Genomic DNA, 13,099 nt, shown 5'->3' with positions numbered 1-13,099 from the left:
GCTCGTGGACGCCGCGGCTCGTGGGCGTGTCGGACGCTCTCGCGGGCGTGTCAGGCGCTTTCGAAGACGCAGTCGCCGCACAGACCGCCCGCCGGGCAGCGGTAGTACAGGCAACAACTGCGACGGCGGAACGCCGTGTCGTGCGGGCCTCCGGTATTCCGCAGGTCCGAGTGCTCGAACAGTTCGGCGACCAGCGCACGGGCCCGGCCCGACACGTCGGGACGGCGATGTTCACGGGCCCAGGCGACCAGTTCACGCAGGGACCCCGCCAGCGCCGAGCCCGCATTGCCCCACAGCAGCCGGTCCGACAGGGGGCCGTCCCGGTGGATGGCCTCGGCGAGGGGAACGAGATGGCCGTACTGGACGGCTTCCCGGATCCGGTCGGCCGTGGCGGGCAGCGTCGCGGCGGAGCTCAGCCAGAGGTCGTCGGGAAAGGTGTGCCGCGGGTCCCAGAGCAGGGCATCGGGAGAAAGGGCGGGGAAGCGTCCGGTCAGGGCCGCGGGGCCGAGCGCGATGGACCAGAGCCGGGCGGCCAGCCCCAGGTGTGCGACGGAGGCGGCGACCCTGCGCTCGGAGGTACCGAGCCGGACGCCGACGGCGTCGATACGAGCCGTGAGCTGTGCGGACTCCCCCGCGTACAAGAGAGCCAGCGGCCGGTGCGCCCCGTCGGACGGCGCGGACGTCCGGAGTGCGAAGAATCCGGCCGGCGAATCCGCCGCGGGCTCGTCCATCACGCTGCTCCTTCCCGGCTCCCCGCCGCCCACCACGATGACATCGCGGGCACCCGGATTGCAGCGCCCCGGTCCTCACCGTAACCCGTCGGAATGATCGTTCCGGGTCCCTCGGAGGGACGACTGCCTTCGGGAGGAGGACACTGGGACTACTCCCGTACTACCAAGGCAGTACGCCGGATCGCCGCCTCAAGGACGACGACGCAGCCACTTTGAAGCGACATCGTGGTGTACATGAGTTCCCTTGCGCTGTCCGTGCTTCTGTCACTGGTCTCCGCGGTCGCCTACGCGGCCGGGGCGATCGTTCAGGAGCGCGTGGCCACGGCTGGAGACGGCCGCTCGTTCGCACCCCTGCGCAACCCCGTCTGGTGGGCCGCCGTGGCGCTGAACGGCGTGGGGGCGGTGCTGCATGTGGTGGCGTTGGCCTACGGTCCGCTCAGCCTCGTCCAGCCGCTCGGTGCGCTGACCATCGTCTTCGCCCTGCCCATGGCGGCGCTCTTCGCACGCCGCCGGGCGGGCGCCACCGCGTGGCGCGGCGCGATCATGGCGGCCGTCGGTCTGGCGGGACTGCTCGCGCTCACCGGGAACGCCGAATCGCACACCCTGAGCGGCCCGGACCAGCTGATGCTCGCCGGAGTCACACTCGGCGTGGTCGCGGCGCTCTTCCTGATCGCCAAGGGGGTGCAGCGGCCCGTGGTGAGGAGCGTCGTCCTGGCGGGGGGCGCGGGTGTGGCCTTCGGTATCGCCTCGGTGTTCACGAAGACGGTGGCGGTGCAGTGGGCCTCCGGTGCGGCGGGCGCCGGAGTGCCGGCGTTGCTGGCGATCGCCGCGTTCGCGTCCGCCGGACTGCTGCTTTCCCAGGCCGCGTACCGGGGTGCCGGGCTGACCGCGCCGCTGGCCACCGTGACCGTGGTGAACCCGGTGATAGCCGCCGCTGTCGGCATCACCCTGTTCGATGAGCGGTTCCGGCACGGTACGGCGGGCACAATGCTCGCCCTGGCCTGCGGGGTCGTCGCCGCGGGTGGGCTGATACTGCTGACGACGGAACGGCTGGGCGCGGAGCAGCGGGCCGGGCAGCAGGCTGGAAGCGCGCACCCGGTCGTCCCGGGCGCGGTGGCGGGTCCGAAGCACCCGGGCGAGGCCCCCGGCGCTGCGGAGCCGGCGGTTGGTCCGCCTCAGCCCGCGCCGACGGTCACGGCATGTCACGAGCCCGCACCGTCGACGCCCGCCGGAGCCCTCGAAGCCGTCGCCGAAAGGTCCGCGGCGGCCCCTGCGCTGCACCTGACGATGCCGCTGAAGCGTCGGCTCGGGCAGGCGGAGTTCACGACCGGCCGCTCTTCGCGTTCCCGCTCCGCACGGCGGGGCGGCACGTCGGCGGGGCCTGCCGCACCGGTTGATCCGGACGCCCCTCGGGGCGCCGTTCAGACGCTGACGCCGCCCGCTCTGAGGTAGGCCAGCGGGTCGACGTCCGAGCCGTAGTCGGGGCCGGTACGGATCTCGAAGTGCAGGTGCGGGCCGGTGACGTTCCCGGTGGAGCCCGAGCGCGCGATCCGCTGTCCGGCGGAGACGTGCCGACCCTCACGGACGTGAAGCGCGGACAGATGTGCGTACTGGCTGTACTTGCCGTCGCTGTGCCGGATCACGATCTGGTACCCGTACGCCCCCGCCCAGCCTGCCGAGACGACTGTGCCGGAACCCACCGCCTTCACCGAGGTGCCGGTCGGGACGGGGAAGTCCACACCGGTGTGATGGCCGCTGGCCCAGGAACCGGACTGGTGGTACGGGGTGCCGATCCCCGCCATGACCGGCGCGACGAGGCCGGAGTGCTTCTGGGCCCGCTCCGGTCTGTGGACCTCGGCCCTCTTCGGCTGCGACTTCGGCTTCGCGCTCTGGTGGTGCGTCTTCGAGGGCTCGTGCCGGGGCGCGGCCGCTCGCTGCTTCGGTGGGGTCGTCCGGTGCTGCGGCTTCGCCTTCTCGCGTGGTGCGGTCGCCTCCTGCGTCTTCGGCTTCGGCTTCGTCTTCGGCTTCGTCGCCGAGACCGAACCCGTCCGGGAACCCGTCCTCGGTGCCCGGGACGCGTCCAGGCTCAGGCGCTGCCCGGGAAGGATGAGATCCGGATCGTCGCCCACGACCTCGCGGTTCGTCGCGTACAGATGCTGCCAGCCGCCCCGGACGTGCTCGGTCGCCGCGATGGCGGAGAGCGAGTCACCACGGGCCACGGTGTACATCTCACGCTTGCCGGGCACGGTGGTCGGCGTGGCGGTCGCGGACGTCCGCTTCGTCTCCGGCCTTCCGGCGGTGGCCTTCCCCGGCACTTTGGCGTGACCGGTCCGCTCCGACTGCGGGCTGATGTCGAGGGCGGCCCCGCCGCTGGTCAGCCCCGCCCGGGTGGAGCAGCGCGGCCAGGCGCCCGGCCCCTGCCCTTCCAGCACCTGCTCCGCGACCGCTATCTGCTGCCCCTTGGTGGCCAGATCGGCGCGCGGGGCGTAGACCGTGCCTCCGTAGGCCGCCCACGTCGACCGGGTGAACTGCAGGCCGCCGAAGTAGCCGTTGCCACTGTTGATGTGCCAGTTGCCGGTGGACTCACAGGCGGCGACCTTCTCCCAGACGTCCGTCGAGGCGGCGCCTGCCGAGGCGGCCGCGATGAGCGGGAGCGCGATGCCCGCACCTCCGGCGGTGACCGTGAGCGAGGCACGGTTGAGCCGACTGGGCTGGTATCTGCGGTGCCGTCCGTTTGCGGCCATGACTTGGCTCCCCCACTGGCAGTAGGACACGTCGCAAGCGCCCAACTTATGTGCAGGCAAAGGCCGATGACAAGAGAGCGAGAACAGCCCACCCGTCATGGACGGCTCACGGAACACTGCCGTCCGGGTTTCATGTCTCAGGGACCTGCAACAAGCGGCCGGAACGCCCCGGCCACGCTCTCCTGACCAGTGATCGAAGTCATTGACCACCCCGAAGCCGACCCCGGGATCCCGGAGCCGAATCCCGGTGAGAGTCCGCCGGGGGCGGTGGCAGCCGGCGGTCTGCGCTGTCGCCCGTCAGTCGAGGACGGCGAGGCTGAGCCGTCGGAGGCGCGCCGGGTCGGCGATGACCTCGTACGCGGCGATGCTGTCGTTCTCGACGGTGAAGGTGAGCGCGAACAACAGCCGTCCGCGCGGGGCCACGACGACACCCACCGCACCGTCGACCAGGGCGAGTTCCGCGAGCCGGGACCTCCGGGCCAGTGCGGCGGTGCCCTCCGCCACGGGCCGCGCGCCGCGGACCACGGTCGCTCCGCCCGGCGGCAGGGCGGCGGGATCGGCGCGGCGCACCACGTCGGGGGCCAGCACGGCGAGGATCGCGCCGAGGTCACCGGCCCGCGCGGCGGTGAGGAACGCGGAGACGACCTGTCGGTTCCGGGCGAGCTCTGCCGCCGGGACCACCGGCCTGCCCTGCACCTTGTGGCGCGCACGGCTGGCGAGCTTCTTCGTGGCGACCGGCGTGCGCTCCACGATCGGCGCGATCTGGTCGAACGGCACGGCGTACATGTCATGGAGCACGAACGCGACCCGTTCGGCGGGGCCCAGTGCGTCCAGCACGACGAGCAGGGCCCGGCTCACCGAGTCGGTCAGCAATGCCTCGTCCTCCGGATCTTCCCGGGGGTTCGCCCGCGCGGGGTTCGCGATGTGGTCGAGCGTTTCCTGCGCGGTCAGGTCCTCCCGCCGCGAGCTGCGGGAACGCAGCATGTCCAGGCAGATACGGGTCACCACGGTCCGGAGCCAGCCGGCCAGATTGTCCACTTCGCCGGCGTCGATCCGGCCGAGCCGGAGCCATGCCTCCTGCACGGCGTCATCGGCCTCGTCCAACGATCCGAGCATCCGGTAGGCGACTGCACGCAGTCTGCCGCGCTGCGCCTCGAAACGTTCCGCCAGCCCGTCGCGCTCGTCCACCGGTCACCTTTCTCCGTCCCGCCCCGTCAGCTCTCTTGACGAACGCAACGTAGCCGAAGTGACTGGAGAAGCGATGACGTCCCTGCTGCACCTGGATTCCAGTGCCAATCTTTCCGGCGAATCCCTCAGCAGACAGCTGACCTCGCTGTTCGCGGAGACCTGGCGTGCCGCGCACGGCACGGCCGGCTACCGGTACCGGGATCTGGCCGCCGACCCGGTGCCGCCGCTGGGCACCGCCTACTGCTCGCTCGGTCGGCGCGTGGAGCGACACGGCCTCGTCCCGCCGGCCGAAGTGGACGCTCTGGTGGAGAGCCCGGCCGAGAAACGGGAGTGGGCACTGACCCGCCCGCTCGTCTGCGAACTGCTGGCGGCCGACACCGTGCTGATCGGTGCCCCGATGTACAACTACTCGGTGGCCGCCTCACTGAAGGCGTGGATCGACCGAGTGGGCTTTCCCGGGGCTCTCACCGACCCGGACACCGGGGAGAGCCTGCTGCGGGGTACGCGGGTCGTGGTGATCACCACGCAGGGCGGTTCCTACGGTCCTGGCACCCCACGCGAGGCATGGGACTTCCAAACGCCCTACCTTCGGACGTACTTCGGCGGGCAGGGCGTGGCGGACGAGGACCTGAGCTTCGTCGGCGTCGAGATGACCATGGCCGGGCTCGTCCCGCACCTGGCCCGTTTCCGGCCGATGGCAGCGAGTTCGCTGGCCGCGGCGCGGGCCGAGGTGACCGCTCTGGCCACGGCCGCGCCCCGGTCGCCGATTCCCGCGGTCGGTGGGACCGCGCCGATGGTGGCAACCCCGCTCGGGGCTCCGGACTGATGCGGCCCGGCCGGACCGCTTGCGTCCGTACGGCCCATACCGAGCAGGCCGTCACCGGGCCCCGTATCCATACTGGAGAACCCGGCATTCCCGACACAGATTGCAGAGCAGACAGATGAGCGGCACTGCGCAGATCGGCGTCACAGGCCTCGCGGTCATGGGCCGCAATCTCGCCCGGAACTTCGCGCGCAACGGCTTCACGGTCGCCGTGCACAACCGGACGACAGCGAAGACGGACGCTCTGGTCGAGGAGTTCGGCGACGAGGGCTCCTTCGTGGCCGCGCGTGCACCGGAGGAGTTCGTAGCGGGGCTGGAACGTCCGCGCCGGCTGGTCATCATGGTCAAGGCGGGTGATCCGACGGACGCCGTGATCCAGGAGTTCGCCCCGCTCCTGGAGGAGGGCGACGTCATCATCGACGGTGGCAACGCGCACTTCGAGGACACCCGCCGCCGCGAGAAGCAGCTGCGCGAGCACGGCATCCATTTCGTGGGCGTCGGCATCTCGGGCGGTGAGGAGGGCGCGCTGAACGGGCCGAGCATCATGCCGGGCGGCTCGGCCGAGTCGTACGCATCGCTGGGGCCGCTGCTGGAGAAGATCGCCGCCAAGGCGAAGGACGGCACCCCGTGCACCACCCATATCGGTCCCGACGGGGCCGGGCACTTCGTGAAGATGGTCCACAACGGCATCGAGTACGCGGACATGCAACTGATCGCGGAGGCCTACGACCTGCTGCGCACCGTCGCCGGGTACTCCCCCGCGAAGATCGCCGAGACCTTCCGCAGCTGGAACACCGGCCGCCTCGACTCGTATCTGATCGAGATCACGGCGGAGGTCCTGGCCCATACCGACGCGGCCACGGGGAAGCCCTTCGTCGACGTCGTGCAGGACCGGGCGGAGCAGAAGGGCACGGGCCGTTGGACGGTGCAGATCGCGCTGGATCTGGGAGTGCCCGTCTCCGGTATCGCGGAGGCCGTCTTCGCCCGCTCGCTGTCCGGCCACGCGGATCTGCGCGAGGCGGCGAAAGGCCTGGCGGGCCCGTCGGCCACGGCGCTCGGCGAGGCCGAGGCCGCCGCCTTCGCCGACCGGGTGGAGCAGGCGCTGTACGCATCCAAGATCGTCTCGTACACCCAGGGGTTCCATCAGATCCGGGTGGGCAGCGAAGCGTACGACTGGAACATCGACCTCGGCGCAGTGGCGGCGATCTGGCGGGCCGGGTGTATCATCCGGGCAGCGTTCCTGGACCGGATCCGCGCGGCCTACGACGCCCGCCCCGACCTGCTCAGCCTGCTCTCCGACGAGCAGTTCGCGGCGGAGATCGGCGCGGCGCAGGACGACTGGCGGACAGTGGTCACCGAGGCGGTGCGGCAGGGGGTGCCGACACCCGGTTTCGCGGCCGCGCTCTCGTACTACGACGGACTGCGCGCGGACCGGCTGCCCGCGGCGCTCACCCAGGGGCAGCGCGACTTCTTCGGCGCGCACACGTATCGGCGCACCGACCGCGAGGGCTCCTTCCACACGCTCTGGGGCGGCGACCGCTCCGAGGTCGGGGCGGGCTGAGGCACAGGGCACCGGGGCGCGCCCGCCGGCTGCGCCGCGGCGGGCGACGGCCCTCCGGGCCCCTGCCCCGTGCACCGGTCGGGGCATGAGCTGTCCGGTCGACGGGAGAGGGCGCGCGGCGTCATGCCCGCGCCCTTCCCCGACGCCGGTGTTGTTCTTCATGCCCCTCGACACCCGGGCGCGGGACGCCGGTCCCCGGGCGGTCGCCCGGTCGGGTGCACCGGAGTGCGGCGTTGCCGTGCGTGTGCGTAAGTGGCAACGGGGCCTGTTGTCGCCCCCCGCACCGCGAGCCGTTGTCGTTCCGTACCGCTGACGCCCCATGGAGCCCCCGTATGCCCGACGCCACGCCGGATCCGGTCACGGCGCAGCCCGTCGTCACGCCGCTGACCAGTGCGGCCCTGATCCTGGTCGCCACGATCGAGCCCGGTGGCGAGGCCGTCGTGCGCGAGGCGCTGCCGGACCTTCCGGCGATCGCCCGCTCCATCGGATTCCGGTTCCCGGTCACCGAACTGGTCTCCGTGACCGGCTTCGGCTCCCACGCCTGGGACCGACTGTTCGCGGGCCCCCGGCCCACGGGGCTCCACCCGTTCCAGGAACTGCGCGGCGCCCGCCACCATGCTCCGGCGACCCCGGGGGACCTGCTGTTCCACATCCGGGCCGAGCGGATGGACGTGTGCTACGAGTGGGCGTCCCAGCTCCTCGACCGGCTCGGCGGGTCGGTGAAGGTCGTCGACGAGACGCAGGGGTTCCGCTACTTCGACCACCGGGATCTGCTCGGCTTCGTCGACGGCACCGAGAACCCCGTGGGGACGGACGCGCGGTCGGCGGCCCTGATCGGCGCGGAGGATCCGCAGTTCGCGGGCGGCAGTTACGTCATCGTGCAGAAGTACCTGCATGATCTCGCTTCCTGGAACGCGCTGAGCACCGAGGCGCAGGAACGCGTCATCGGCCGTACGAAGTTCACCGACATCGAGCTCTCCGACGACGTCAAGCCCGCCGACTCGCATGTCGCCCTCAACACCATTACCGACCCCGACGGCACGGAACGCGAGATCCTGCGGGCCAACATGCCGTTCGGCAGCTTCGAACAGGGCGAGTTCGGCACCTACTTCATCGGCTACGCCGCCGACCCGGGCGTGACCGAACAGATGCTCCGCAACATGTTCCTCGGCAATCCGCCCGGCACGTACGACCGCATCCTCGACTTCTCGACAGCGGTCACCGGCACGCTCTTCTATGTCCCCGGCGCCGACTTCTTCGACGCCCCGCCGCCGTCGCCCGCGGTGACCGCCGCCGAGACCCTGCCTGAGCCGGCGTCGGCGCCGGTGGCACGGACCCCGGTCCTGGTCCGTTCGGACGACGGTTCGCTGCGCATCGGCAGCCTGCAAGGAAGCGCCCAGTGATGAACAACCTCCACCGCGAGCTCGCCCCTGTCACGGAATCCGCCTGGGACCAGATCGAAGAGGAGGCCCGGCGCACCTTCAGCCGTCATCTGGCGGGCCGCCGTGTCGTCGATGTCACCGGTCCCGACGGCCCCGAGCTGGCGGCCGTCGGCGACGGTCATCTGCGGGACATCGATCCGCCCACGCCGGATGTGCTCGCCAGGGCCCGTACCTCGATGCCCGTCATCGACTGGCGGGTGCCGTTCACCGTGACCCGGTCGGCCGTGGACGACGTCGAGCGCGGTTCCGCCGACAGCGACTGGCAGCCCGTCAAGGACGCGGCCCGCACCTGCGCGTTCGCCGAGGACATGGCGATCATCGACGGGTACGCGTCGGCGGGCATCACCGGGCTGCGGGACGGCTCCTCGCACGCACCGCTGCCGTTGCCGGCCGACGCCCGCGACTATCCGGCCGCCGTGAGCCAGGCGCTGACCCGGCTGCGGCTGGCCGGTGTCGACGGGCCTTACCGGCTGTTGCTCGGTGCGGACGCCTTCACCGAGGCGACCGAGACCTCGGACCACGGCTACCCGGTAGCCACGCATCTGACCCGGCTGCTCGACGACCAGATCCTGTGGGCCCCCGCCGTCACGGGCGGCGTGCTGCTGTCCACCCGTGGCGGCGACTTCGAGCTGCGTCTGGGCCAGGATCTGTCGATCGGCTATCTGGACCACGACGCGACCAGCATCCGGCTCTACTTCCATCAGGCGTTCACCTTCCGGATGCTGACCCCCGAGGCCGTCGTCCCGATCATCGCCTGAGGACCTGCTACCGGTGCCCGGTCGCTCCGACGCGCCAGGTGAGGGTCTCGGTGGCCAGGGCCCGGACCGCGGGGTCGCGGATGGCGTCGGTGCGGTCGACGGCCTCGGCGGTCACCTTGTGGTCGCGGCCGTCCGCACGGACACCGAGCGAGGCCGGGGTGACGGAGGTACGCCCCCGGGCGAAGACCCTTTCGACGCCGTCGACGTACCAGCGCAGATCGGTCCTGGCGAGACCGGCGGCGGCGCCGGGCCGGTGCGTGGGGGGCTTGGTGCCGACAGACCCCAGGCCCGCGAGGGCCACCGTGATACGGCGGCCCTGACCCACGGCGGCCTCCGTGTCGACGGTGCTGCTCAGCGCGTTGCCCGCGCGGTAGAACCCCGCGATCATCGCCTCGCGTCCGGGCAGGTTGAACTCGGTGTTGCTCAGCTCGCGCATGATCGATGAGGCGGTCGGCCGGTAGATGCCGAACGGGTAGTAGGCGCTTCCCTCGTACGTGCCCACCGTGCCGCCGGCCGGGTCGCTCCGTCCCAGCCAGCGGTACCACTTGGCGCGCTTCTCGGTGAGCTGCGCCGGCGTGTACGTGGTGGAGTTGATTCCGCCGGGCTCGCCTCCGGTCCAGGTGCCGTACGCGTCGTACGTGTACTCGTCGTCGAGCAGACCCACCGAGTGCCCGATCTCATGCGCGGCGATCAGGCTCGACGAGGCGTGGTCGGAGGAGAGCGTGGAGACCCCGTTGAAGGGGTACCCGTCGGCCTCCAGTCCGGAGTATCCCGCGCCTCCGTACTTGGTGGAGTTGGCGATCACCACCACGAGGTCGGCCGCCGGGGCCTTCGCGGCGTACGCGGCCACCTTGTCGATGTCGGTGCAGATCAGCCGCTCGGTGTCCGCGCACCAGAAGTAGCTGCCGAGCGCGGTGTCCCGGACGGTGTCCGCTCCGGGATCGCCACTGATGCCGGATTCACGGGAGACGGCGTCGACGGTCCAGACATTGAACAGGCCCTGGTAGCTCTTGTACGGCTCCAGGGCGGTGATGTCGGCCCATTTGGCGACGGCGTCCGCGTGGAAGTCGTCCTGCTGGTCCACCGTGTAGCCGTCCCCGATGACCACGACGTCCAGTCGGTCGTCGGTGGGGCCGGTCACGACCTGTCGGCCCACCGTGCCGTCGACGGCGGTCCCGGCAGCACTCAGCGGGGCGGGGGTGCCGCCGCCCCGCTGAGCGGAGGTGGTCGCGGGGACCTCCACGGTCCTGCCAGGGCCGCCGGGGTCGGGAAAGTACTCGGCTTGGACGCGTCGGCCGCCGTCGCGGTCCTCGACGGAGGCCGACGCGGAGGCGGGTGCGGCGGCCGCCGCCAGGAGACCGACGAGAACGAATCCCGCCACCGTTCCCGCTGTTCGGCGCGCGTGGGGGCGTATGCGCATGGACAACTCCTTCAGGTCCTGGGGCACTTCTGACTGTCCGTCGCCACTTAACCCATGAGTTAAGTCGACTTAAGGTGACGCTTAACATAGAAGCGTGCGGCGTTCCCAACAAGACCAGGACGTCTGGCGGTTGAGGCACCCAACCGGGCATTTACGATGCATGGGCCACATTTCGAGGCCGGGCGAGGCGGAAGGGCGGGGCGCGATGAACGAGAAGCGCACAGCAGGACGAGGAACCGGCGCCTTCCCCGGAGACGGGCCGCACGACGCCCGCACCCCGGACTCCCCGCACGGACGGAGCGCGCACGGACCGGCCACCCCCCGCGGACGGGACAGCGCACAGGGGCCGGACGGCACGCCCTCGCCGGGCTCCCCGCACGGACCCGACGGCGATCCTGGAGCCATCGGGCGACGCGTACAACGACTGCGCTCCGAACGTGGATTGACTCAACGTCAGCTCGCCCAGCCCGCATACACCGCGGCCTACGTCTCCACTCTGGAGGCAGGCCGGGTGCGCCCGTCGGAAGCAGCCGTGCGCCATCTCGCGGATCGGCTCGGCGTGACGTACGAGGAGCTGGCGACGGGCCGCCCCGCCCATCTCGCCACCGATCTGCGGCTGAGACTCGTGGAGGCCCAGCGGACGCTGGCCACCGGCGCCGCCGAGGACGCCGCCGCCGTCTACTCCCGGCTGCTCGTCGAGGCCGAGAGGTACGGCCTCGACGAGGAACACGCCACGGCCCTCCTCGGGCTCGGCCAGTGCGCTCTGGAGACGGGCGATCTGCCCGTGGCCCGCGAGCACTTCGAGGCCGCGGAGCGACTTCTCTCCGACGCACCGCTCCCCCGGCGCGCCCCTGCCGTCCGCGGCCGGGCAGTCGCCCACCTCCTGGCGGGCGAACTCCGTTACGCCTGCTACCTGCTGGAGAGCGCCATCGACGAGCTGAACTCCTCCGGACTGCAGGATCCGGGCGCGCTCCTCCTGCTGTACACGGCCGCGATCGCCCCCTACATGGACATGGGCGCCCACGCCCGCGCCGCGCAGGCGGGTGAGCTCGCGCTGGCCCTGGCGCCACAGGTGTCCGATCCCGAACTGGTCGCCGGACTGCACCGAAGCGTCGCCCGCACACTCATCGCGGCGGGCCGCATCACGGAGGCGGACGCCTCCCTCGCGAAGGCGGCCGAGATCTACCAGCAGCTCCAGATCCGTACGGAGATGGCGCACTGCCACTGGATGCGCGGTTACGTACGCGCGCAGGACGGCGACCTGTCCGGCGCCGAGACCGAACTGCGCGCCGCCCGCGACATGCTGGCGTCGAAGCGGGCCGCCCTGTACACAGCACAGGTCGAGGTGGAGCTGGCCGACGTACTGCGCCGAAGCGGCAGGACGGCCGAGGCCCGCGAACTGCTGCACCGGCTCCTGGGCGAACTTCATCCCGAACGGGGATCGGTCCACGCCGGTGGCGCACACCGGCTGCTCGGCCTCGTCCACGAGGATCAGGGCGATCTCGAAGCCGCCGAGGAACACTACGTCACGGCGCTGGCCCTGCTGGAGCGGGCGGGCGCGGCGGGCGATCTCGCGGACATCTGCCGACTTCTGGGAGATCTGTTGCGCCGCCTCGGCCGTACCGAAGCGGCGATGGACGCGTACCGGACTGGACTCGGGCACCGCGCCTCACCCGGCAGCACCACACTGGGACCGGCGCCGGTACGGCCGCCCACGGCCCGGGTTCCGTCCGACGGGGCCGGACCGTCGGCCCATCACGCCCCCGCACCGGGAACGCCCCGACTGCCCGGGTGAACGGACGGTGCTCGCGCCGGAGGCAAGGGGCCACGTCCGGCCGGACGGCCGGTACGGGCCCCTGGAAAAGCCCCACGGTCTCGACGGCGATACGAGGCAACGGACCGTAACTTAATAGCCATGTACATAGTAGCCATGTACTTTAATGCTCATGCGCACATCTGAGGGACCGACCCCTGGCTTCCTGGTCTGGCGTCTGTCCATGAAGTGGCGGGTGGCCGTCGACCGGGCGCTCGGGCCGCTCGGCCTCACACATGCGCAGTACTCCCTGCTGGGATCCCTGCTCGACATGCGGCAGTCGGGGCTTCGGCCCAGTCAGCGCCGGCTCGCGGACCACACCGGCCTCGAACCGCTCTACGTGTCGAAGCTCGCCCGTGCCCTGGAGGCCGCCGGCCTCATCGAGCGCACGACCGACCCCAGCGACACCAGGGCGGTCCAGCTCTCGCTGACCGATGCGGGGCGCACGGTCACGCTCCGCGCGGTCGATGTGGTGCGCGAGCTGCTCGATCAGCAACTGGCCCCGCTGGGGGGACTGGACGGTGCGGACACCGAGGCGTTCATCCGCACCGTGACAGCTCTTCTCGACGTTCCGATTCCCTCAGTTCCAAGTCCATCGACCAACGAGACCAAGGAGTAG

General features: G+C 71.3%; 11 protein-coding genes. 7 read left to right on the top strand and 4 right to left on the bottom strand.

What is annotated here, in order from left to right:
• Positions 1-50: 50 nt before the first annotated feature.
• The gene (locus tag ABZ826_RS09190; RefSeq protein ID WP_361444565.1) at positions 51-731 is read right to left on the bottom strand and encodes a (2Fe-2S)-binding protein; all 681 of its coding nucleotides are present in this window, start codon (positions 729-731) and stop codon (positions 51-53) included.
• 234 nt (positions 732-965) lie between these two features.
• Between ABZ826_RS09190 and ABZ826_RS09185 the strand changes: the two genes are divergently transcribed.
• Positions 966-2,183 carry a DMT family transporter gene (locus tag ABZ826_RS09185; RefSeq protein WP_361444562.1) on the top strand — a complete coding sequence of 406 codons (1,218 nt, stop codon included), beginning with the start codon at positions 966-968 and terminating at the stop codon, positions 2,181-2,183.
• Here the strand turns inward: ABZ826_RS09185 and ABZ826_RS09180 are convergent.
• Positions 2,153-3,475 (bottom strand): transglycosylase family protein, encoded by a 1,323-nt coding sequence (locus ABZ826_RS09180; protein ID WP_361444559.1) that lies wholly within the window; start codon positions 3,473-3,475, stop codon positions 2,153-2,155. The two genes, ABZ826_RS09185 and ABZ826_RS09180, sit on opposite strands and share 31 nt — an antisense overlap.
• 297 nt (positions 3,476-3,772) lie before the next feature.
• The gene (locus tag ABZ826_RS09175; protein ID WP_361444556.1) at positions 3,773-4,663 is read right to left on the bottom strand and encodes a sigma-70 family RNA polymerase sigma factor; all 891 of its coding nucleotides are present in this window, start codon (positions 4,661-4,663) and stop codon (positions 3,773-3,775) included.
• Positions 4,664-4,736: 73 nt separating this feature from the next.
• Between ABZ826_RS09175 and ABZ826_RS09170 the strand changes: the two genes are divergently transcribed.
• The 4 genes from ABZ826_RS09170 (at position 4,737) to ABZ826_RS09155 (ending at position 9,247) form a co-directional block, all read left to right on the top strand.
• A complete protein-coding gene (locus ABZ826_RS09170; RefSeq protein WP_361444947.1) occupies positions 4,737-5,489 on the top strand; it encodes an NAD(P)H-dependent oxidoreductase in 753 nt (250 codons plus the stop codon).
• Positions 5,490-5,604: 115 nt separating this feature from the next.
• Positions 5,605-7,047, top strand: coding sequence for an NADP-dependent phosphogluconate dehydrogenase (gene gndA, locus ABZ826_RS09165; protein ID WP_361444553.1), 1,443 nt, complete (start codon positions 5,605-5,607; stop codon positions 7,045-7,047).
• 332 nt (positions 7,048-7,379) lie between these two features.
• On the top strand, positions 7,380-8,450 hold the full coding sequence (locus ABZ826_RS09160; RefSeq protein ID WP_361444550.1) for a Dyp-type peroxidase: 1,071 nt from the start codon (positions 7,380-7,382) through the stop codon (positions 8,448-8,450).
• A complete protein-coding gene (locus ABZ826_RS09155; protein WP_361444547.1) occupies positions 8,450-9,247 on the top strand; it encodes a family 1 encapsulin nanocompartment shell protein in 798 nt (265 codons plus the stop codon). Before ABZ826_RS09160 ends, ABZ826_RS09155 begins: the two co-directional genes overlap by 1 nt.
• Positions 9,248-9,254: 7 nt before the next feature.
• On the opposite strand, the gene ABZ826_RS09150 is transcribed toward ABZ826_RS09155, so the two are convergent.
• Positions 9,255-10,667, bottom strand: a complete 1,413-nt coding sequence (locus ABZ826_RS09150; protein WP_361444544.1) for a M64 family metallopeptidase — start codon at positions 10,665-10,667, stop codon at positions 9,255-9,257.
• Positions 10,668-11,070: 403 nt separating this feature from the next.
• Here ABZ826_RS09150 and ABZ826_RS09145 point away from each other — a divergent pair, with 403 nt between their 5' ends.
• Positions 11,071-12,462 (top strand): tetratricopeptide repeat protein, encoded by a 1,392-nt coding sequence (locus ABZ826_RS09145; protein ID WP_361444944.1) that lies wholly within the window; start codon positions 11,071-11,073, stop codon positions 12,460-12,462.
• A 151-nt stretch (positions 12,463-12,613) separates the two neighbouring features.
• Positions 12,614-13,099, top strand: coding sequence for a MarR family transcriptional regulator (locus tag ABZ826_RS09140; protein ID WP_361444541.1), 486 nt, complete (start codon positions 12,614-12,616; stop codon positions 13,097-13,099).

This window comes from Streptomyces sp. NPDC047515 (assembly GCF_040643055.1).
In the GTDB taxonomy this organism is placed as follows: Bacteria; Actinomycetota; Actinomycetes; order Streptomycetales; family Streptomycetaceae; genus Streptomyces.
Note: the sequence above shows the minus strand (reverse complement) of the source record. Positions and strands in the feature narration are given on the sequence as shown.